The organism is Candidatus Spechtbacterales bacterium, assembly GCA_040879145.1.
Taxonomy (GTDB): Bacteria; Patescibacteriota; Minisyncoccia; order Spechtbacterales; family 2-12-FULL-38-22; genus JAWVZY01.
This window is the reverse complement of record JBBDKX010000036.1, coordinates 42,719-65,748: the sequence shown is the minus strand read 5'-3', so window position 1 is coordinate 65,748 and position 23,030 is coordinate 42,719. Positions and strand designations below refer to the sequence as shown.

Annotated in this window: 16 protein-coding genes, 1 tRNA gene and 2 rRNA genes; 15 read left to right on the top strand and 4 right to left on the bottom strand. The window is 42.0% G+C overall.

Annotated features, from left to right (window positions below; translation table 11 throughout):
• Positions 1-114: 114 nt before the first annotated feature.
• Positions 115-188 (bottom strand) — tRNA-Ile (locus WDZ40_04235).
• Positions 189-508: 320 nt separating this feature from the next.
• On the opposite strand from WDZ40_04235, the gene WDZ40_04230 reads away from it, so the two are divergent.
• The 15 genes from WDZ40_04230 (at position 509) to recA (ending at position 21,309) form a co-directional block, all read left to right on the top strand.
• On the top strand, positions 509-1,195 hold the full coding sequence (locus WDZ40_04230) for a hypothetical protein (protein MEX0878032.1): 687 nt from the start codon (positions 509-511) through the stop codon (positions 1,193-1,195).
• Positions 1,196-1,718: 523 nt separating this feature from the next.
• Positions 1,719-5,217: ribosomal RNA gene (locus WDZ40_04225) — 23S ribosomal RNA — on the top strand.
• 107 nt (positions 5,218-5,324) lie between these two features.
• A 5S ribosomal RNA gene (gene rrf / locus WDZ40_04220) occupies positions 5,325-5,436 on the top strand.
• Between the two features lie 86 nt (positions 5,437-5,522).
• On the top strand, positions 5,523-6,401 hold the full coding sequence (locus tag WDZ40_04215; GenBank protein ID MEX0878031.1) for a hypothetical protein: 879 nt from the start codon (positions 5,523-5,525) through the stop codon (positions 6,399-6,401).
• A 126-nt stretch (positions 6,402-6,527) separates the two neighbouring features.
• Entirely contained in the window at positions 6,528-7,640 is a 1,113-nt protein-coding gene (gene rodA, locus WDZ40_04210; protein ID MEX0878030.1) for a rod shape-determining protein RodA, read from the top strand.
• A gap of 409 nt (positions 7,641-8,049) precedes the next feature.
• Complete coding sequence (locus tag WDZ40_04205) at positions 8,050-8,187, top strand: hypothetical protein (protein MEX0878029.1); 138 nt, start codon at positions 8,050-8,052, stop codon at positions 8,185-8,187.
• 161 nt (positions 8,188-8,348) lie between these two features.
• Positions 8,349-8,588 carry a hypothetical protein gene (locus tag WDZ40_04200; protein ID MEX0878028.1) on the top strand — a complete coding sequence of 80 codons (240 nt, stop codon included), beginning with the start codon at positions 8,349-8,351 and terminating at the stop codon, positions 8,586-8,588.
• Positions 8,589-8,590: 2 nt separating this feature from the next.
• On the top strand, positions 8,591-8,983 hold the full coding sequence (locus WDZ40_04195; protein MEX0878027.1) for a type II toxin-antitoxin system death-on-curing family toxin: 393 nt from the start codon (positions 8,591-8,593) through the stop codon (positions 8,981-8,983).
• A 36-nt stretch (positions 8,984-9,019) separates the two neighbouring features.
• On the top strand, positions 9,020-9,403 hold the full coding sequence (locus tag WDZ40_04190; GenBank protein MEX0878026.1) for an NUDIX domain-containing protein: 384 nt from the start codon (positions 9,020-9,022) through the stop codon (positions 9,401-9,403).
• Positions 9,404-9,620: 217 nt separating this feature from the next.
• Positions 9,621-9,803 carry an AbrB/MazE/SpoVT family DNA-binding domain-containing protein gene (locus tag WDZ40_04185; GenBank protein MEX0878025.1) on the top strand — a complete coding sequence of 61 codons (183 nt, stop codon included), beginning with the start codon at positions 9,621-9,623 and terminating at the stop codon, positions 9,801-9,803.
• 396 nt (positions 9,804-10,199) lie between these two features.
• Complete coding sequence (locus tag WDZ40_04180) at positions 10,200-13,412, top strand: DNA-directed RNA polymerase subunit beta (GenBank protein ID MEX0878024.1); 3,213 nt, start codon at positions 10,200-10,202, stop codon at positions 13,410-13,412.
• Positions 13,413-13,569: 157 nt separating this feature from the next.
• Positions 13,570-17,205: a DNA-directed RNA polymerase subunit beta' gene (gene rpoC, locus WDZ40_04175; GenBank protein MEX0878023.1), complete on the top strand. Its 3,636-nt coding sequence runs from the start codon at positions 13,570-13,572 to the stop codon at positions 17,203-17,205.
• A 128-nt stretch (positions 17,206-17,333) separates the two neighbouring features.
• Positions 17,334-19,589: a DNA translocase FtsK 4TM domain-containing protein gene (locus WDZ40_04170; GenBank protein ID MEX0878022.1), complete on the top strand. Its 2,256-nt coding sequence runs from the start codon at positions 17,334-17,336 to the stop codon at positions 19,587-19,589.
• A gap of 16 nt (positions 19,590-19,605) precedes the next feature.
• Positions 19,606-20,235: a helix-turn-helix domain-containing protein gene (locus WDZ40_04165; protein ID MEX0878021.1), complete on the top strand. Its 630-nt coding sequence runs from the start codon at positions 19,606-19,608 to the stop codon at positions 20,233-20,235.
• A gap of 54 nt (positions 20,236-20,289) precedes the next feature.
• Positions 20,290-21,309, top strand: a complete 1,020-nt coding sequence (gene recA / locus WDZ40_04160) for a recombinase RecA (protein ID MEX0878020.1) — start codon at positions 20,290-20,292, stop codon at positions 21,307-21,309.
• 115 nt (positions 21,310-21,424) lie between these two features.
• Here recA and rpsR read toward each other — a convergent pair whose 3' ends face one another.
• The 3 genes from rpsR to WDZ40_04145 form a co-directional block, all read right to left on the bottom strand.
• Positions 21,425-21,631, bottom strand: a complete 207-nt coding sequence (gene rpsR / locus WDZ40_04155; GenBank protein MEX0878019.1) for a 30S ribosomal protein S18 — start codon at positions 21,629-21,631, stop codon at positions 21,425-21,427.
• 199 nt (positions 21,632-21,830) lie between these two features.
• On the bottom strand, positions 21,831-22,313 hold the full coding sequence (locus WDZ40_04150) for a single-stranded DNA-binding protein (GenBank protein ID MEX0878018.1): 483 nt from the start codon (positions 22,311-22,313) through the stop codon (positions 21,831-21,833).
• 133 nt (positions 22,314-22,446) lie between these two features.
• Positions 22,447-23,022 carry a 30S ribosomal protein S6 gene (locus WDZ40_04145; protein MEX0878017.1) on the bottom strand — a complete coding sequence of 192 codons (576 nt, stop codon included), beginning with the start codon at positions 23,020-23,022 and terminating at the stop codon, positions 22,447-22,449.
• Between the last annotated feature and the right edge of the window lie 8 nt (positions 23,023-23,030).

The window sequence follows — 23,030 nt, the reverse complement described above, 5'->3', positions numbered from 1 at the left end:
TTTTGCTTTTTAAAATATAAACATAATACATAGCAAGTTTGGGCATGTGAGGGGCTACGGGCCCAGTTAGTGGGCGTGCCAGGATCAGGGGGCACGACCTCTTTGTTTACAGCGTGGGCGCGCCAGGATTCGAACCTGGGACCTCATCCTTATCAGAGATGCGCTCTAACCGACTGAGCTACGCGCCCACGCTATAAACAACTTATCAGAGCAACGCTCTAACCAACTGAGCTACACGCCCACGATAATTCATATTGTATATTAATTTGATCTATTTTACAACATTACTCAAAATATTGTAACAAGGAAATGAAAATTTCATAATCGCGGGAAATAGAAATTTCAGTATGGTAGCGTTGAAGGATTTGTCGGCGTAAAATACGCCCTTTTTTATCCACAGTACCTTTTGGATTGGGGGTGTTATAATGAGTATATAGGTGAGATATAACCTAAGCTCTTATATAGAGCTTTTAAAGGTCGTTTATAACAATTTAATTAACAATATTTTATGACATTTCAAACTTGGACAGAAACGTTTATAACTTCAATGCAGAATCTCTGGGTTCAGTTTGTAGGTTTTGTACCTACTATTCTTGGAGCTTTTGTAGTATTTGTTTTTGGATGGTTCGTAGCTTCAGTGTTAGGCAATGCGATTACACGACTTGCGAAAGCAGCTCAGGTGGATAAGCTTTTTGAGCAGCTGGGAGGAATGAAGCACGTACGAAAAGCCGGTCTTGAGTGGGAGGTATCAAGCTTCCTTGGAGGATTGGTTCGCTGGTTCTTTATTATAGTCGCATTTTTTGCCACTATAGATCTTCTTGGCTTAACTCAGCTTTCAGCCTACATTAGAGATATACTTCTTTATGTTCCTAACGTTGTTGTTGCGGCATTGATACTGCTTGTAGCAGCTGTGGTAGCCGGGTTTCTTGAGAAACTTATCAAGGCAAGTATGAAGGCAACAGAGATGGGTCCTGCAAAATTTGTAGGAACCGTTGTACGCTGGAGTATTTGGATTTTTGCAGCACTTGCAGCATTGAGCCAACTCGGCATTGCGTCAGCTCTTATTGAGATTCTATTTATGGGATTTGTAGCGATGCTCGCCATCGCCGGAGGTCTCGCATTTGGTCTTGGAGGAAAAGATGTAGCGCACGACATGTTGGAAGCACTAAAGAGTGACCTGATAGGCAGGGAATAAGTTGCCTTAAATTTAAAATCAAAAACCCCGTTTTGCGGGGTTTTTGATTTTAAAAGCCGTGCAGGATATATATGTCTTACGAGGCGGGGTTGACATTAATTTTTGGATAGATTAAAATAATGAGTATGCAAAAAAGCTCAATAAAGAAATTTAAGACAAGCGGCTAATGCGCCACAATTTGCGCGCACTCAGACAGTCGCTTGCGAGCGGCTTTTTTGTTGAACTTTGTCAAATAATCTTGTAGGTCTTTCTATGAGATTCATATGTCCTCAAAACTTTACAGGAAAAGTTAGAGGACAACGACAAGACATAAAAAGTTATCCGTATTCTATATTTATATGGAATACAATTGTCCTTTATCTTTCAAGTTTGATTTTATTTGATAGATAGAGGACTAACAAGAGAGTCTTATAATTCCGCGGTTATCTAACTTTGGTTTGTAGGGGGTCTTTAGACCCTTCCTTTACGACTCAGAGTTAGATCTACATTGACCGTAGTTACAACACTTATTCCGTTGAGTGTTGTAACATTTTATAAGGGCATATGGTGGATGCCTTGACACCAAAGAGGGATGAAGGACGTGGCGTAGCTGCGATAAGCTTCGGGGAGGTGCGTAGCAACCTTTGATCCGGAGATTTCCGAATGGGGAAACCCACTGTGGCAAACCCACAGTACTCCGGCTTTATGCCGGAGACCGTACCCGCTGAAGTAAAACATTTCAGTAAGCGGAGGAAAAGATACAAAAGACCATTAGGTCACGTATTCCCTTAGTAGCGGCGAGCGAAGAGGGAGGAGCCCAAACCATTTTGTGCTTGCACAAAATGGGGTTGTAGGACACGACATAACGTATGAAGAACTTAGAAAAATGACCCTGGAAAGGGCGGCCAAAGAGGGTAAAAGCCCCGTATTTTAAAAGTTTTGATTACCGGTTGTGTATCCTGAGTAGCCCGAGACACGTCCATCTCGGGTGAATCTACCCGACCTATCGGGTAAGGCTAAATATCTTTGGTGATCGATAGCGAACAAGTACCGTGAGGGAAAGGTGAAAAGTAGCCCGGTGAGGGCGGTGAAATAGAACCTGAAACCATATGCCTACAAGGATGCGGAGCCCCTCACATGGAATGAATATTTCTTGGCCTGCGGGTAAAATCGTAGTTCAGGAAATATTCTTAAATTAAAATAATGCTAAAAACATCATCACTTTTTAGTGAAATGTAAGCAGGATTCATTCCATGTGAGGGGTGACGCAGTGCCTTTTGCAGAATGAGCCAACGAGTTATTGTGTGTTGCAGGCTAAGTTCTTTAACGAACGAAGCCATAGGGAAACCGAGTCTTAATACGGCGAATTAAAGTAGCACGCAATAGACCCGAAGCCAGGCGATCTACCCATGGCCAGGGTGAACCCCGGGTAAGACCGGGGGGAGGCCCGAACCCACTTCTGATGCAATAGGAGGGGATGAGCCGTGGGTCGCAGTGAAAAGCTAATCGAGCCTGGTAATAGCTGGTTCTCTCCGAAATAGCTTTAGGGCTAGCTCCTGCCTTATCTTGGTAGAGGTAGAGCACTAATTGGTCTTGCGAGGCATTTGCTGAGTAAGATCAGATAAACTCCGAATTCTATCAAGTCATAGCAGGAAGTTAGAATATGGGGGCTAAGCTCCATGTTCAAAAGGGAAACAGCCCAGATCACAGTCTAAGGTCCCTAAATGTAAACTAAGTGGGAAAAGATGTAGAAATTCACAAACAGCTAGGAGGTTGGCTTAGAAGCAGCCACCCTTTAAAAAGTGCGTAACAGCTTACTAGTCGAGAGTTTCTGCGCTGAAAATTTAACGGGGCTAAAGTTTACTACCGAAGACGTGGATGCACTACCTTTGGGTAGTGTGTGGTAGGAGAGCATTTCTGTTGCGCTGAAGCTGTGCTGTAAGGCATGGTGGAGCGGCAGGAAGAGAGAATGTTGGCATGAGTAACCGCAATGGGGGTGAGAGACCCCCACGCCGAAAGCCCAAGGTTTCCTTGGCAATGTCAATCAGCCAAGGGTTAGGCGGCCCTAACCCGGGGCCCGAAAGGGTCACGGGGATGGACAGATGGTTAATATTCCATCTCTTCATATTTATTCGACGGAGTGACGGAGGTTAGTAAGGGGAGCATGTTATTGGATTTGTGTTCCTTGCGTAAGGAATGCCTGGGAGAAATGCCCAGGTGGCCGTAAGGCAATTCTAAGCGTCGGGAAAAGTCTCTGTAATGGAGATTATTCCTCCCAGCAACCTTCCGAGAAAAGCTTCTAAGGTTAATAGATATGAATCCGTACCGCAAACCGACACAGGTGGGCAGGTAGAGTATACCAAGGCGAACGGGTGAGTTCTCGTCAAGGAACTCGGCAAAAAAACTAGGCGTAACTTAGGGATATGCCTTCCCTATAGCAATATAGGGCGCAGCTAAAGTCTGTCTAGCGACTGTTTATCAAAAACACAGCTCCCTGCGAACCCGTAAGGGGATGTATAGGGGGTGACGCCTGACCAATGCCGGAACGTTAAGTATTGTTGGTTTTCCAGTTCGCTGGAAAGCTGGTGATACAAGCGCCGGTGAATGTCGGCCGTAACTATAACGGTCCTAAGGTAGCGAAATTCCTTGGCAGGTAAGTTCTGTCCCGCACGAAAGGCGTAACGACTGGACAACTGTCTCGACGAGAAGCCCGGTGAAAATGCAGTACCGGTGAAGATGCCGGTTACCCGCGGATAGACGGAAAGACCCCGGGAGCTTTACTACAGCTTTCTATTGTTGCAGTGTTTTGGCTGCGTAGCATAGTGGGGAGACTTTGAAGCGCTGGTTTCGGCCAGTGTGGAGTCGCCAGTGAAATACCCATCTTTCAAAATACTGTGACTAACCGGATGCTAAACACATTCGGGACAGTGGATGGTAGGTAGTTTAAGTGGGGCGCTTGCCTCCTAAATGGTAGCGGAGGCGTTTATTAAGGTTGGCTAGCTCCGGATGGAAATCGGAGCGATAGTGTAAAGGCACAAGCCAGCTTTACTGCAAGGCAAATAAGCCGCGCTCTGTAAAACCCTGTGATTTTAATCTCAGGGAAGTAACAGACTCTACTCCAGTTTACTGGAGTAGAGAGTTGCGAAAGCAGAACTTAGTGAACCGACCTTCTTTTATAGAAAAGAGGAAGATCACCAGATAAAAGTTACCCCGGGGATAACAGGCTGGTCTCCCCCGAGAGTCCACATCGACGGGGAGGTTCGGCACCTTAACATATCGGGGTGCCTATGAGAGTAATCTCATACAAAAACAATTCGGCTTATAACGGTGAACTCCATGCACTAGCGCTACCAAATAATGGTAGAATATACGTATGGACAATACCGTGGGAAGTCTAACTCAATTTCAAAGACCTGTGGTTAATCGAGTATTCCATTGCTTAAGCAGATCGTTAAACCACATATTATTCCATCTATGGAATACAAATTGGGTTATGACCCCGTAGAGACTGACCCGAAAGGGGAGGTTCTTCGAAAAAATTTGAAGGACAACACGCCGACTCCTATTATAAAAAGCGAGGCTATGGCTAAGAACGCCTAAAGTCCGCAATAGGATGAAGATATAGTCCGATCCTCTTGGCAACAAGAGAAAAATCGACAGCGATGTCGGCTCGGCGTATCCTGGGGCTGGAGAAGGTCCCAAGGGTTGGGCTGTTCGCCCATTAAAACGCTACGCGAGCTGGGTTCAGACCGTCGCAAGACAGGTTGGTCCCTATCTTCCGTGGGCGCTTGAGCTTTGAGGGGACTCGCTCCTAGTACGAGAGGACCGGAGTGAACGAACCTCTGGTGTACCAGTTGTTCCGCCAGGAGCATCGCTGGGTAGCTATGTTCGGAAGGGATAAGTGCTGAAAGCATATAAGCACGAAGCCCGCCTCAAGATTAGAGCTCTTAGACTCCTGTTAGACTAACAGGTTGATAGGCTATAAGTGTAAGCCCTGAGAGGGGTTAAGCTGAGTAGTACTAATAGTCATACCTCTGTGTTTTTACAAACACAGAGGGAAAGCGGTCAGTGTTTCAACCGCGGAATTATAAGTTTCTTTTGAATAACTTTTTAGGTTTTGTTCGTGTTAATAAAAACAAAAAAACAGATATAAGGCGTTTATGCTGGAGGTGCTCCACCCGTTCCCATTCCGACCACGGCAGTGAAATCCTCTAAGGCCGATGATACTAGCTTCGCGCTGGGAAAGTAGGTAGACGCCTTATATCTGTTTTTTTATTTTGGTTGATTTTTCTATTAATCAACATTTAAATTTATGATAGTATAAGGATGTATTAGAAGGTTTTATATAATGAGATCTGTAAAACAATTAGTAATACTGGTAATTACTGTTTCTGTTCTGGGGCTTGCCATATCTGCGGGAGGTTTTTTATTAGCCCGTATTTTTGCGGATAATACTGAGCCGGAAGAGCCATACCAAACACCATATCAAACACCTGACCAAGGCCCGTCTTTAGATAGTCTGGAGGTTTTAGACGTACAAGCTTTGCCAAAACAGGGGAATGTTTACGATGTTGTTATTAAACTTAGAAATCCAAACCCTGAGCACGGCGCAGAAGAACTGCGATATAGAGTTGTATTTTCCAGTAATGGGTCAGAGGTCCATGCTATAGAAGAAACTTCCTACATACTACCTGCAGAAGAAAAGTATATTGTGCTTACAAACATGGAGGTGAATTCTTTTTTTGATGATGTTAGCCTGGATTTTCGGGATGTACTGTGGAGACAGCTTGACGATTTTATCTCCCTTAATTTGGATGTCTTTGACCTTAAACTTGAGCGGTTGTTGGATTCAAATGTTTTTTACGCGCGCCTTGCCGCGTTTGTTAAAAATAATTCTGTATTTGGATTGACGGATGTAAGAGTTTTTGGCATTCTTTTTGATAGTAGAGGAGATATAATTGCTGTTAACAGAACATCCATACAGACAGTACTGGAGGGTGAAATGAGAGAGGTGGAAATGTTTTGGTCTCAATTTGTACCCTTGGATGATGTTGTAAAATATAATGTATACGCGTACTCTAATGTACTAAAGAATGAAAACTTTGTAAGACAGTTTGGAGTAGACAGACCCATTGAAACCGAGGGTTCCAGAGGAGATGCTGATTCACGCAACTATTTTCAGTTACCCGAACTGTTTAAACGATTCCAGGGTTGGAGCATTTTCTAAAGGCTCGCTTCGCCTGCCTGTGCGTGAACGCACGCAGACAGGCTCGCAGGTACCAGGTTTTAACTTTTAGGGATTAGACTAATATCTAGAACCTAGTACCTAATACCTAAAACCTAAAACTTTTTTATGAACAATTTCGGCAAAAAACTTCAGGGTTATGACTGGGTGCTGTTTACAGCATCCATTTTACTTGTTGTTGTGGGACTCGTTTCTTTGTTTAGCCTGAGCCAGCCCGATCTTTTGAATTTTTATAAACAGTTAGTGTGGCTTGGTTTGGGTGTGGCCGTATTTTTTTTCTTTTCTTCAATTGATTACAGGCTTTTGCGTCTTCACTTTTCTCCTGTGTTGTTTTTGTACGCCCTTGCGTTAGTTGGCTTGCTCATTGTTTATTTATTTGCTCCGGAGGTTAGGGGAGCTAAGAGCTGGATACCGTTGGGCCCTATAAATATAGAGCCGGTTGAACCTTTAAAGCTTATACTTGTATTTATTCTTGCTAAGTATTTTTCTATGAGGCATGTTGAGATATACAGAATGCACCATATTGTGGTGTCGGGATTGTATGTGTTTATTCCCTCAGCGCTTGTTTTAATACAACCCGATTTTGGCTCATTCGCGATATTAACAGTCATTTGGGTTGGAATGATGCTTGTGGCGGGAATTAAGGTTAAGCATTTGGCAGTTTTAGGAATGGTCGGAATTATTCTTGCATCTTTGGCGTGGAGCTTTATGCTACAACCCTATCAAAAAGACAGAATACATACTTTTTTAAATCCTACAGCCGACCCTTATGGAACCGGATATAATTCAATACAGTCAAGAGTGTCTGTGGGTTCAGGCGGTATGTGGGGAAAGGGTTTTGCCCAGGGAACTCAAAGCCAGCTCGGCTTTTTACCTGAAGCCCACACCGACTTTATATTCGCGGCTATAATAGAGGAATTTGGCGTAGTTATGTCTTTGGCAATTATTTTATTGTACGGAGTTCTGTTTTGGCGTCTTTTTGTGATATCCAAGTACGCGAGTGACAACTTTGCAAGACTAACAATAATAGGAGTTTCTGTTATGATAATTTTTCAGTTATTCCTAAATATCGCGATGTCTTTTGGCATAGCTCCCATAACAGGTCTTCCGCTACCATTTGTAAGTTATGGAGGTTCAAGCCTTTTAACCTTGTTTTTAGCGCTGGGAATAGTGCAGAGTATTTACCGCCATTCAACATTTAGAAGCATAGGAGTAGAGTAGGTGATTTAGCCTCCAATAGTAACCATTTTATTCCACGCCTGCCTGCCGGCAGGCAGGCTGCCATTCGCTCGCTTTGGCAAATACAGCCCAGCCTACGCCAAGGCTTCGGCGGGTAAACCTCGCTTACTTAACGGAAAAGCGACAGCTACTTTTGCCCACACGCAAAAGATAGGCCTAAAGGCAAGACCCTTTTCTTATAAGCTTCGGGTATTTGCACAAAGCTCCCTCATTCCCGTCCACCTCGGCAAGCCTCAGGCGAGACGGGCTTACGACGGAATAAAATGGTTGCTGTTTCCGGCCTTGGTTGAGTTGAGTGTAAGCAAATCTTAGAATTTTTGCGATATAGAACTAATTCAAAATCTGAAAAGCCTGACTGCCTAAGAGGGCGGTTTTTTAGTATAATAAGAGTATGACTAAAGATGGCGAAAAATTAAATATTGTAAATAAAAAAGGAGAAATAATTGGTGAGGCAACAAGAGAGGATATACACGGCGGGCGAGGCGTTTGGTGCCCAAGAAGAGTACTTGTGGTAAGCGTAAGCTATTGACAGCATTCCTGCATATATTATAATGTTATTATAATCGAGGATAGCGAGCAAAAAAGAAATAAATTTTAAGAAAAAAGCTTGCTTTTTTCTTAAAATTTATTTCTTTTTTCGAACGGCGCAGATTATATAGTGTAGCTTATATAATATTAATTTTTGAAAATATGTCTCAAAAAGTTATAAAAATAGGAACCTCCGCAGGAGTTACCCTTTCAAAGAAAGCGTTAAAAGAACTGGGCTTAAAGCCGGGTGATAATGTTGAGGTAAATTTCAATAGGAAGAATAAGGTTATAACAATACATTCCGCCACAGAGATATCTAAAGAAGATGAGAAGATAGCCAAGCTTACTATGAACTTCATTGACCGTTATCGAGGAGCTTTAAATGAATTAGCGGATAAATAATTGTGCGCTATTTAACTTCAGAGCAAATACTTTTAATACATTCCATGGTAGTTGATGAAACTGGAGGCTCTCATGGTGTGCGTGATAGTCACGCCGTTTTGAGTTTGGAAAGCGCGCCAAAACAAAAAGTTTTTGGAAAAATTCTTTACAACAGTATTTACGAAAAAGCCGCTGTATATCTGCGGGAGATAATAACACAGCATCCTTTTGTGGACAGTAATAAACGAACCGCAATAACTGTCGCCTCTGTGTTTTTGGAAAATAATGGATATATATTTAAAGCCACTGATGAAGAGGTGGTTGAGTTTGCATTAAAGACAGTTGAGGATAAATTAGAAATTTCTGACATTGTAAAATGGCTGAAAAGCCATTCCAATAAAATTGACAAGAGATAATCCCGCACAAGGCGGGGTTTTTGTTATTATAAGATTATGACTAAAGATGGCGAAAAATTAAATATTGTAAATAAAAAAGGAGAAATAATTGGTGAGGCAACAAGAGAGGATATACACGAAAAGGGTTTATTGCACAGAGAGGTGCACGTATGGTTGTATACTCCGGATTGTAAAATAATATTCCAACACAGGGCTAAAGATAAGGATACATATCCCGATTTGCTTGACGCTTCGGTTGGCGGGCATGTTGAGATAGGTGATAGCTTTGAAACTGCAGCCGTCAAGGAGCTTGAAGAAGAAGCAAGCATAGAGGCGAATATTGACGAACTTCAATATATTTTGACCATGAGAGGCCGTTTTTATGATGAGATAACAGGGATGACTAACAATGTACTGCGCGCGATTTATGTTTTTCAATAGGAAGGAGATATAAATGACCTTAAGGTTGAAAAGGGCAAATCACAGGGTTTTGAGGCGTGGAAGATAGATAAGATCCTTAATATTTCCGAAGAAAATAGAAAAAGATTTATTGATACATTTTTTATAAACAAAGATTTTCAAAAAGTTTTTATAGAAATAGAAAAACTATGCAACAGATAAGTTTGACTATTATATAACAAATTATATAATAAAAAATATGGGCAGGCGGAAATTAGAAGAAAAAAATATAAGGAAAATAATGCGGACAGGGCGCGAGGGCGCTTCGTTTGGTTTAACTTTACCAAAAGAGATAGTAAAAAAGCTCGGCTGGCGCGAGCGGCAAAAAGTTGTAGTTGAAGAAAAAGACGGCAAGATTATTATAAAGGATTGGAAAAAATAGCTTTTGTTCCATTTTTGCCTTATCTTTTGATTTGAAAATTAAAACATTAAAAATTCCATATTTTGCTTTACAAAATATGATTGGGGTTGACTTTTTTTTAAACACAGGTATTATGTATAAGAGTATATCATAAACCCTTAGAGGTGGGGGTTCTATCAATATTTTGGGGTTGAAAAGTAAAAAATAAAACTGAATAGCAGTCTCAAAGAAACTCCGTATCTGCGGAGCAGGTGTTTTTTTGTCTGTTTAAATTAAGCTCGCTTCGCGAGCAGGTATCAGGTTTTAGCTTTTAGGTATTAGACTAATACCTAACCCCTAGTACCTAAAACCTACTTGTAAGGCTAAGCAACCTGCCTGCCGCGCTAGCGTAGCCGGCGCAGGCAGGAATAAAATTTTATGCTTCCTATAAAAGTTTTTTCTCATCATACATATAAAGAAGCAGAACTCCCTAATCTTCTGGATGTTCAGAGGGAGTCTTATCAGTGGTTCTGGGATAAGGGATTGAAGGCGCTTTTTAGCGAAATATCCCCAATAAGAGACTATGGCGGTAAAGATCTTGAGCTTTGGTTTGATGAGTATCGCCTTGAAGAGCCCAAGTATACAGAGGCTACCGCTCGCAAACAGAATGCTTCATATGAGGCGGCTTTGCGCGCGCTTGTAAAACTTAAAAATAAAAAGACCGGAGAGATAAAAGAACAGGAAGTATATCTTGGTGATTTTCCTCTTATGACATCAAGGGGTACCTTTGTTGTAAATGGTGTTGAGAGAGTAATGATTTCTCAGTTGATACGCTCTCCTGGTGCTGTTTTTACATCTGAGGTGTCACGCGGACAGCAGCGTTTTGGGGCAAAAATAATACCAAACCGAGGCGCGTGGCTTGAATTTGAAACACATTATTCAGGCGCTATTTATCTAAAAATAGACAGAAAAAGAAAAATTGCCGCAACGACTATTTTGCGTACTTTTGGTATGAGTGACGCCGATATACAAAAGGCGTTTAAAAAAATCATAGCTAATTCAGAGATAGATTATATTTTAGAAACATTAAAGCAAGACACAACAAAGAGCGCTGAAGAGGCATATATTGAAATATATAAGCGCGTACGTCCGGGAGATTTTGCAACCGCGGATAACGCAAAGAATCTTTTGGATAACATGTTCTTTAACTTTGACAGGTACGATTTGTCAAATGTCGGACGATGGAAAAGTAATCAGCGTTTAGGGGGAATATTTGAAGAGCTTGGATTTAAAACAGAAGATCCTAAAAAAACAGAGTTTGAGCCTGAGGACAGAGTGCTTAAAAAAGAAGATCTTATAGCTGTTATCGCGGAGGTTATTCACATGAACGAAGATCCCGATGCCAAGGCTGACGACATAGACCACCTGGGAAACAGAAGGGTGCGCTCTATAGGGGAGCTACTGCAAAACAGATTGCGTGTAGGACTTACCCGAATGGAAAGGATTGCAAAGGACAGGATGTCTACCCTGGATGTTGATACTGTAACTCCTGTACAGCTTGTTAATGCGAGGCCTGTTGCATCTGTTGTTAAGGAGTTTTTCACCACAGGACAACTTTCGCAGTTCATGGATAATACAAACCCATTGAGCGAACTTGAGCACAAAAGAATTCTCTCTGCTACAGGACCAGGAGGTTTAACGCGTGAACGCGCTGGTTTTGAGGTGCGTGACGTGCAGCCGTCTCACTACGGAAGAATTTGCCCCATACAGACTCCCGAAGGTCCGAATGTTGGAATCGTAACCCGAATGGCGTCTTACGCGAGAATTAATGAGTTAGGTTTTCTTGAGACTCCGTATTTTGTAGTAAAAAATGGAAAGTTGACAAAGGATATAGAATTCTTGAACGCGTTAAAGGAAGAGAGAAATGTCATAGCTTCTTCTGCTACAAATGTTGATTCAAACAACAACCTTAAAGATAAGCTTGTGCAGGCGCGAATTAAAGGAGTACCGACTTTTGTTGATAAAAAAGATGTGCAGTATATGGACGTATCTCCAAGACAGTCCATATCTGTTGCAACAGCTATAATTCCCTTCCTGGAACATGACGACGCAAATCGCGCATTGATGGGCGCGAACATGCAAAGACAGGCTGTTCCCTGTGTACGACCCGAAGCTCCGCTTGTGGGAACAGGACTTGAAGAGAAAATTGCTAAAGATTCCGGTTTGGGAGTATATGCTGAAGATAATGGCGTTGTTGAAGAGTCGGATGGCAATAAAATTGTAGTACGCTACGGAAACAGCTCCACAAAAAGTAAAAAGGGAACCACAGAATATGAGCTTAAGAATTTTATACACTCAAACCAATATACAGTAATACATCAATCTCCGAAGGTAAAGCCCGGAGATAAAATAAAGAAGGGAGATCTTTTGGCTGACACCTCATCTGTAAGTGATGGCGTGCTTTCATTGGGTAAAAACATATTAGTTGCCTTTATGCCATGGAGAGGTGGTAATTTTGAAGATGCCATTCTTATAAGTGAGCGCCTGGTTAAGAATGACACCCTTTCTTCAATACATATAGAAGATTTTACTATTGATGTTCGTGAAACAAAGCTTGGACCCGAAATAACAACACCGGATATTCCGAATGTGGGTGAAGATAAACTTAAAGACCTGGATGAGGAGGGGATTGTAAGAATAGGGGCTGAGGTAAACCCCGGAGACATACTTGTTGGAAAAATATCACCTAAGGGTGAGGCAGACCTTACCAGTGAAGAGAGACTACTTAGAGCGATATTTGGCGAAAAGGCCCGCGATGTAAAAGATACATCCTTGAGGACTCCGCATGGTAAGCGCGGAAGAGTGGTTGGAGTTACTGTATTTTCCCGTGACAATGGGGACAAGCTCCCCACCGGAGTTATTAAGTCTATACAGGTAGAGGTAGCTCAACTAAGGAAGATAGAAGCGGGAGACAAAATTGCAGGACGTCATGGTAATAAAGGAGTTATCTCCAGGGTTTTAATGGAAGAAGATATGCCTTTTATGCCCGACGGTACTCCGGTAGATATAGTGCTTAACCCGCTTGGTGTGCCTTCGCGTATGAATATTGGACAGATACTTGAAACTCACCTTGGATGGGCCGCTCATGAGCTGGGATATAGGGCTGTAACACCAACTTTTTCAGGTGCTACCGAAGAGGATATTAAGGGAGAGCTGAAAAAAGCGGGACTTCCTGAGAATGGAAAAATTCAGTTGCGCGATGGGCGCACAGGAGAGCCTTTTGAGCAGGATGTTACTGTAGGGTATATGTACGTTCTTAAGTTAGTGCACATGATAGAAGATAAGATACATATGCGTTCCATCGGACCTTATTCACTTATTACCCAACAGCCTCTTGGAGGAAAGAGTCAGTTTGGAGGACAAAGATTTGGAGAGATGGAAGTGTGGGCGCTTGAAGGTTACGGCGCAGCACATAATTTACAGGAAATATTAACCATTAAGAGTGACGATGTTATGGGACGGTCCGCCGCGTATGAAAGTATTATAAAGGGAGAGTCTATTAAAAAACCCAACATACCGGAATCCTTTAACGTGCTGGTAAATGAACTCAAGGCCCTGGGTCTTAATGTTGAAATTGAAGAAGAAAATTAAGCTCGCTTCGCTTAAACCGCGGATTAATGCGGATAAAAGCAGATAGATGCGGATGTTATCAGCATAAAATCCGCAAAATCAGCATATATCAGCGGTTAATGTGAACGAAGTGCCTGCCTGCCGCGTTGCATAATGCGGCGCAGGTAGGAACAAAAATATGAGCCTTAAAGTATCAGACCTAAAATCAATACAATTAAAAATCGCCTCTCCCGAGGACATTCTTTCGTGGTCGCATGGCGAGGTTACAAAGCCCGAAACCATTAATTACAGAACCCAAAAGCCTGAAAAGGACGGTCTTTTTTGCGAGAGAATATTTGGTCCCGAAAAGGACTATGAGTGCTATTGTGGAAAATACAGAAGGGTAAGATATAAGGGTGTTATTTGTGATAAGTGTGGTGTTGAGGTAACACGTAGCAGTGTGAGGCGTGAGCGAATGGGCCACATTAAGCTTGCTACCCCCATAGCCCACATCTGGTTTTTGAGAGGAGTGCCCAGCAGGATGGGTATGATACTTGGAGCTCCTATACAACAATTGGAGAAGGTTATATATTACGCGAACTATATAGTTATTAGTTTGGATGGTGAAAAAAAGGAAGATGCTATCAAGCGTGTTCATGCCGAGTACAAGAAAAAGGTACGCGGTTTAGAGGATAAAGAAAAAGCCAAACTTAAAGAGTTGCGCGACAGAGAGTTGTCAAGACTTAAGAATCTTAAACTTCTTGCTATTTTGAATGAATACGATTATCACGACATGAGTCTAAAGTATGGTGAGATATTTGAGGCCAGTACAGGTTCTGAACCGGTAAAGAAGATATTGCAGGATCTTGACCTTGATAAACTCATTAAAGAACTTAAAAAGGAGATACAGGATAAGGGGACAAATTCCGTTGCGAAAAAGAAGGTATACCGCAGATTGATTTTAGCGCAAAGAATGAAAGATGCCGACATAGATCCTGACTGGATGTTTCTGACATACCTTCCTATATTGCCTCCTGAGCTTAGGCCTATGGTGCAATTGGATGGAGGCAGGTACGCGTCAAGCGACCTTAACGACCTCTATAGAAGAGTGATTAACAGAAATAATCGCCTTAAGCGTCTGATTGAACTTAACGCGCCTGAAGTTATTGTTAGAAATGAACGCAGAATGCTCCAAGAAGCGGTGGATGCGTTGCTGGATAATTCCGCGCGACCGGGAAAGACTGTTGTTACCGCAACATCCGGCGGAAGAAGAGCGCTTAAATCACTCGCGGACATGCTAAAAGGAAAGCAGGGAAGATTTCGCCAAAACTTGCTTGGTAAGCGTGTGGACTATTCGGGACGCTCCGTTATTGTTGTCGGCCCTGAGCTTGATTTAAGCCAGTGCGGTCTGCCTAAAAAGATGGCGCTTGAACTCTTTAGACCTTTTGTTATAAATCAAATTTTAGAAAAAGAACTCGCATATAACGTGCGCGCGGCTAATCATATGATAGACGACGCGCCTCCCGAGGTGTGGGCCATATTGGAAGGAGTAATTGAAGGCAAGTATGTGCTTTTGAACAGAGCTCCTACTCTGCACCGCTTAGGTGTACAGGCATTTCAACCTGTACTTATAGAGGGTAACGCGATTCAGTTACACCCGCTTGTTTGTACCGCATTTAATGCGGACTTTGACGGTGACCAGATGGCTGTGCATTTACCGCTTTCTGAAGAAGCCCAGGAGGAGGCAAGAACTCTTATGCTTTCTTCGGTTAACTTGAGTAAGCCCGCTACAGGTGAACCAATTGTTAATCCCACAAAGGATATGGTTTTAGGGTGTTACTGGATGAGTAAGATAAAAGAAGGAGCTAAGGGCGAAGGAGAGGCATTTTACTCAATGGATGATGTTATTCTCGCGTTTGACTCCGGAGTTATGAATATAAAAGCATCAATAAAACTTAAGGTTGATAGGGATAATCCCAAATTTAAGAATATTCCTGAAGACGAAAGATTTATAGAGACTTGTGCGGGAAGAGTGATTTTTAATGACGCGCTTCCTGAAGAATACCCGTTTATTAACGAAGAGCTTAACTCTAAGGCGCTTAAGAATATTACCGCGGAAATATTGCGTGAGTTTGGAGCTGAAGAGACTGTAGGAGTTTTGGATAGGATTAAAAATCTTGGTTTTCATTACTCAACAATTTCAGGCACGACATGGAGCATGGACGACCTTAAAGTTCCGGATGAAAAGCCGGGGATATTAAAAGAAGCACACAAGAGAATAGCTGAGATACAGGGACAGTTTGAAGACGGGCTTTTGAGCACACAAGAGAGGCGTAGCAAGATAATTGAGGTATGGGCCGAATCAAAGCGTAAAGTAGAAAAGATGGTTCCAAAGTATCTTGATCCGCATGGCTCAGTCGCGCTTATTGTTTCCTCCGGTGCGAGGGGCTCGTGGTCTCAGCCGGTGCAGATGATGGGCATGAAGGGTTCTGTTGTGAACCCAGCAGGACAAATTATGGAGATGCCCGTGGAGAGTAGCTACAAAGAAGGATTTACCGCTCTTGAATACTTTATTTCAACACATGGCGCGCGAAAAGGTACCGCGGATACAGCTTTGCGTACAGCATCCGCGGGATATTTGACAAGACGGCTTGTTGATGTAACACAAGACCTTATAGTACGTAATAAAAAGTGCGATGATGTAAAGGGCGCTGTTTTCCTAAGAGAAAACATTAAAGATACAGGGCAGGCATTTTCTGAAAAGATATATAGCCGTGTCGCAGCCGCATCTGTTAAGGGTAAAGATAAAACTGTAATCGTTAAGAAGGGAGATTTTATAGACTATACTAAAGCTAAGCAAATTGATGCCGACGACAGTATTAGAGAGGTTAAGGCATTTAGCCCTATAACCTGCAAGGATGGGAGTATATGCGCGAGGTGTTACGGTTTAGATCTTGGTAGAGGAGAAATAGTTGTCTCAGGCGAGGCGGTTGGAGTAATTGCCGCGCAGGCAATTGGAGAGCCCGGAACTCAGCTTACCATGCGTACGTTCCACACCGGTGGTGTGGCAGGAACCGCAGACATTACTCAGGGACTGCCTCGTATTGAAGAGATATTTGAGGTTAGAACCCCTAAGGGTAAAGCCGCTATATCAGAGGTGGATGGCAAGGTTGAAGCTATTGAAGATACAGAAAAGGCGCGCGTTATAAAAATAAAAACCTCCAACGGGCCTGTTACAGTAGAAAGCAAGAAATCATCAGGTAAAAAATCTAAAGCTAAGGATGTGGTTGAGTATGCGGTACCTTTGAACGTTGCTTTATGGGTTGAAAAGGGTGATCTTGTTACCCCGGGAGCACAGCTGACAGAAGGAAATATAGACTTAAAAGAACTGTATAAGCAGAAGGGCAAGGAGGGTGTTCAAAAGTATGTTGTTGATGAGGTGCAAAAAATATACACCTCACACGGTGCTACAATCCATGACAAGCACATAGAAATTATAGCACGCCAGATGTTCTCTCGCGTTAGGATTAGCGAACCCGGAGATTCAAGGTTTAGCCCCGGAGAGATAGTTGTGCAATCACAGTTCCAGATTGCTAATGAAACGCTTGAAAATGCTAAAAAAGAAAAGGCAAAAGGAACAAGATTGCTTTTAGGTATTACAAAAGTAGCGCTTACCACTGATAGCTTTTTGTCCGCGGCCTCTTTCCAAGAAACAGCCAGAGTGCTTATTCAAGCTGCTATAGAGGGGCGTAAAGATGAACTCAAAGGTTTGAAGGAGAACGTAATTATTGGTAAAATAATACCAGCGGGAACAGGTTATAATAAAAAGAAATAGCTCGCTAAGCTCGCTTCGCTCGCTTAGATATCACAGATAATGGCTGATTACGCTGATGCATGTAAAAATCATCAGTGGTATCAGTTATTATCAGTGTAATCTTGTTTTGTGATGCGAAGCCGAACAAAATGGCAAAGAAGAAGAAACCTCTTAAAAAAGTGTCTTCCAAAAAGAAGAAGAAATTGAAGCATGAGCTGGATCCGGGTGTAAAGAAAGGAATATGGAGTACGACACTTATAGCTATAGCTCTTTTGAGTTTTTTAAGCTTGTTTGATAAAGCCGGACAGTTCGGCGAGGTATTTTCTGAATTTTTGAATAATATATTTGGGTGGGGTATGTATGTTGCGCCATTTGTGCTTGTCGCTGTAGCGCTTGGTTTTGTATTTTCCTGGAGTAGGGAGTCAAACAAATCAACCGTGTTGGCGGCTTTTTTGTTTTTCTCCAGCGTTTTAGGCATATTTGCAATAAGCGGATATTCAAGCGATGTTCACATACTTCGGGGCGGTTATTGGGGATATTTGTTCTCGTATGTACCTCTTCATTTTATGGGAGGAGTAGCCGCTGTTATACTCTTGCTTTCAATTATAGCCATTTCTGTAATTCTTGGATTTCATATTAATGTGAGTAAGTTTCTGGAGGGAATTGCCGAGCAAAGAAGAATCAGAAAAGGTGCCTTAGATATTGGAGGCGCAGTTCCCGGTAAGAAGTTCAAGAAAAAATCTAAAAGTGAAATAGACGAAGAAGATGAGCGGGGTGCAGACCAAAAAGAAGAACCTAAATCTTCCGTGGTTGAAAATAAAAAACAAAACAAAAAAAGGGGGAAACAAAAAGAAGAGTCTTTTACACAGCTTACACAGGGTGAGTTCGCAAATTATGAGTTCCCCTCCTCAGAACTACTTGAGCCCGAAACTGGAAAACCTACAAGCGGTGATATTGTGGCTAACGCGAATATTATTAAGAGAACTCTGCAGAATTTCGGAATAGATGTTGAGATGGGCGAGGTAAATGTGGGTCCGACAGTAACCCAGTATACTTTAAAGCCGGCTGAGGGCGTGAAACTGGCGCGTATTACAGCTCTTGGCAATGATTTAAGCCTGGCGCTTGCGGCACATCCGATAAGAATAGAGGCACCAATACCGGGTCGTTCTTTTGTCGGTATTGAGATTCCAAATAAAGCTACTACATGGGTTCGTTTGCGAAATCTTATAGAAAATCCTAAGTTTGCCGAAGCAGAGGGTGATTTAACCATGGCTCTGGGTCGAGATGTGAAAGGAGCACCTGTTTATGCAGACCTTAGTCGCATGCCCCACCTGCTTATAGCCGGCTCTACCGGCAGTGGTAAGACGATAGCGCTTAACGCTGTTATTTTAAGCATGCTTTACAAAAACCACCCGCGCTTACTTCGTTTTATTATGGTAGATCCAAAGCGTGTGGAGTTTTCTGTTTATGCTGATATACCCCATCTCTTAGCTCCAATAGTGGTAGACAATAGTAAAGCTGTTAACGCGCTAAAGTGGGCTGTTAACGAGATGGAAAGGAGGTTTGACGAGCTTTCTCAGGTGGGTTCCCGAGATATATTTTCTTATAATAACAACAAAAAGGTTATAGAGGCGGGAGACCAATTGCCTTATATAGTAATAGTTATAGATGAGCTTGCAGATCTTATGTCTTCTAAGGGCAAGGAAGTGGAGGCGCTTATCGTAAGGATAGCTCAGATGGCTCGCGCCGTTGGAATACACCTTGTTCTTGCCACTCAGCGTCCTTCAGTGGAGGTCATTACGGGTCTTATTAAGGCCAACATAACAGCTCGCATGGCGTTTCAGGTTGCTTCTCAAGTAGATTCACGCACAGTTCTTGACATGGGCGGTGCTGAAAAATTGCTTGGAAAAGGTGACATGCTTTATCTTTCACCTGATCGTTCAAAACCTTCGAGAGTACAGGGCGCCTTTGTTAGCGAGACAGAAATAAAAAAGGTTACAGACCATTTGCGAAAACAAAGAGAAAATCTCAGAACCGAAGAGAGTGGGGTGGAGGAGGTTAAAGACTTTTCACCGCGGGCAGTTAATTCACCAAACCATTCTATAGATTTTGATGGCGCTGGCTTATCAAAAGCAGACGATGAGCTGTACGATTACGCAAAACAGCTGGTAATTGAGGCGCAAAAAGCGTCTGCTTCATACTTACAGCGAAAGTTAAGAGTGGGATACGCGCGCGCAGCGAGTCTTTTGGATATGCTTGAAGAAAATGGCGTTGTCGGCCCGGCAGAAGGCTCAAAACCCAGAGATGTGTATCTTGAGGAAGAGGATATGGCGGGTCAAAAGATGCTTGAAGAAAACGCGGATAATGAGGAATATGAAGAAGATGATGATGAGTATTTGGCCTAACTAAATTAAAAAAATTATGTCCAGTATAGGAGAAAATCTAAAATTGATGCGGGAGGATGCAGAGTTGTCTATAGAGGAATTATCTAAATCTACTAAGATTCAGGAAAAGTATCTGCTTCGTCTGGAAAATAATGATTTTGAAAAACTTCCAAGCCCCGTATACATACGCGGGTTTATTAAAAAGTGGGCAGGAGCTTGCAATGAAAACGCGGATGAGATTATATTGCAGTTTGAGAGAGAGAATCAAGACCTTCTTGAAAAAGGTGCAGAAACTGATACAAAAATATCACAACCCTCTTTTATTATTACTTCAAAACACATAATACTTACAGTTGTTTTGCTTTCAGGCATAGCTCTTGCCGTTTTTTTTTACTTTAACCAAAAGCTTGTTTCTGAGATTCCACAAGTTGAAGTACTTAACCCCGTTGATTTTAGTAGTGTAACGGAAGAAGATTCTGTGTTTATTCAGGGTGAGGTTCAAAACGCGGAAAAGATATTTATTGACGGGCAGGAGGTGGAACCCCAAAAAGGCGGCAACTTTGAAGTTAGAGTACCTCTAAGTGCCGGTTTGAACACAATAACTATTAAAGCCATAAGCCCTGCAGGTAAAGAAGTAGAGACAGCGAGAAAGATACTTAAGCTGTAATTTGACCCTATAGGTTTTTAACGTTAAAATTGAGACAGAAGTTAATAAAATTTTATGACAAAAAAAGAAACTAAAAAAAGCTCCGCACCAAAGGAAGGGAAAAAAGATGAAAACGCTTTAAGCGCGGTATTGGAGGATATAAGAACTAAATTTGGCGAAGGGTCCATAATGCAGATGGATCCGCATGTAAAAAGTAAAATAGAAAGAATAAGCACAGGTTCCATTTCTCTGGACATCGCGCTTGGAGGAGGGGTTCCAAAAAGCAGAATAACCGAGGTATATGGCCCTGAAAGCTCCGGGAAAACAACACTCACCCTGCATGTAATAGCTGAAGCGCAAAAGAAGGGTGGTTTATGCGCTTTTATAGATGCTGAGCACGCGCTTGATCCTGAGTATGCAAAACGCATAGGAGTTAAAATGAAAGATCTTTTAATATCACAACCCGATAGCGGGGAACAGGCATTGGATATTGTGGAAAGTTTGGTTCGCAGCGGGTCCTTGGACTTGATAGTTATAGACTCTGTGGCTGCCTTAACTCCAAGAGCAGAAATAGAGGGAGAGATGGGAGACCAACAGATCGGGCTACAGGCCCGTTTAATGTCAAAAGCCCTCAGAAAGCTTACAGCCATAGCCCAAAAAAGCGATACCGCAATAATCTTCATTAACCAGATAAGAATGAAGATCGGTGTTATGTTCGGCAATCCGGAAACCACAACAGGGGGAAACGCGCTTAAGTTTTATTCATCAGTTCGCATAGAGGTGCGTCAGTCCGCAAAAATAAAAAGCGGGGAAGAAATAATAGGGAACAGGGTAAAAAGCAAAGTGGTAAAAAATAAAACAGCGCCTCCGTTTAGAACCGCCGAGTTTGATATCTTCTATAATGAAGGGATATCCTATTTGAGTGACTTGGTTAATGCCGGTGTTAAGTATGATGTGGTTAAGAGATCAGGTGCATGGTTTAGTTACGGAGATCAGAAATTGGGACAGGGAATAGAAGGCGCCAAAGAATTTCTAAAAGATAATAGTAAGGTAGCAAAAGAGATAGAGAGGGAGATATTAAAAGCAGTTAGTTAAAAAATATTAATTTCCAACACTAAAAAAACTGCTCCATTGGAGCGGTTTTTTTAGTGTTGGTTTGCTGTTTTACTTAGTATAAAGATCCTCTTTGTAGGTTCTTTTTATAATACAACTAGTCGCTTAGCATTGGTGTATAAGGCAGTATTCCTGCCTGTCGCGCCCTTTTGATAGCTTTTGCAACTTGTCTTTGGTGTTTCGCGCACGTTCCCGTTTTTCTTGGGGACATGATTTTAAAATCGTAATCCATAAAACGACGCAAAAGTTCTGCGTTTTTCCAGTCAACCATCATTTGATTTTTACAAATTTGACATTCTTTCATTTTGGCAAAAATTTTAAATTCTAAATTTTAAATTTCAATTTAATTTTTTAATGCTTTAATTCCTGCCTGCTCCGATTTCGAGTCCTCGTACTCTCATCGAGAGTCGGGACCGGCAGGCAGGTTGAAACATTGGGTCATTTAGTCATTCATTTGAAATTCAGCATTCTAAATTTGAAATTACGAGGGCTTTAGTCCGAGCTTAAAAGGGTATATCTTTTATGTCTATTTCATCGTCTGAGTTTGTAGGCGAGTTGGCATCAATTGTAGGTATATCGTTGTCTTTAGAACCCGAATCACTGTTAGATGAACTTTCCTTTTCTTGTCCTGAGTTTGATGAACCTCCTCCAGTGTCTCTTCGCGGTCCCAACTGCATGTTTTCCGCGATAATTTCGGTCATATATTTTTTAACACCGCTTTGATCCTCCCAGCTTCTTGTTTCAATTCTGCCCTCTATCATTACTAAACCTCCTTTGTTTAAATACTGTTCCGCGATTTCAGCAAGGCGTCTCCAGGCAACAACATTATGAAACTCTGTTTTTTGCTGTTTTTCCCCTGTAGACCGATCATTCCAAATCAAGTTGGTAGCTACTGAAAAATTCGCCACCTTGTCACCGGCTGGCGTGGTCCTTACTTCTGGATCCTTTGTTACGTTTCCTATTATTATAGCTTTATTTAAATTCATTGTTTTTGTTCGGCTCCGCCTCACAATAACCGCTGATATATGCAGATTTTTGCGGATTCTATGCTGATGTTATCCGCATCAATCTGCTTAAATCCGTGTTAATCCGCGGTTTTAAGCGAGCGAAGCGAGTTAATTATAGTTGTTCCATTATTTCATCAAGCCTCTTGTCTATGTCGTCTAATGTTATTTTATCTCCATCCGGTTCTTTGTCTTCATTTTTTTGGTTCTGTTCTTTTTTTGTGTTTGGTTCGTCAGTATTTTTTGATGCTACCTCCTCTTTTTTAGGATTAGCTTCAGTAACAGCCACCTTTTCTTTAGACATTTCTTCCGTATTTTGCTTTGGTTTTGTTCTGCGTGGCTTTGTAGAAATTTTAGGTCTTTTTTGAGCTTTTGTAATTAATATTCGCAGAAACTCTATATCTGATGTATTTAGCTCAGTTGTTATTTCCTCTATACTTTCAGTTGGAGCAAAAAAATAAACACTTGCAGCGTACGCATAGCCAAATTTTTGTATATTGTAAGCTAAATCTTTTTTTGTGAACCTATCTGATCGTTCTATTTGTGCTCCATGTTTTTGTAAAATCTTACCAACAGCTTCCTCTACACCCGAAACATCTCCATCAAAGGACGCGGGGCTTAGAAGCATGTACAATTCATATGATTTTTTTGGTTTTATTATTGTGTCTGACATACTTAGATATGGTATCATAATAAGTG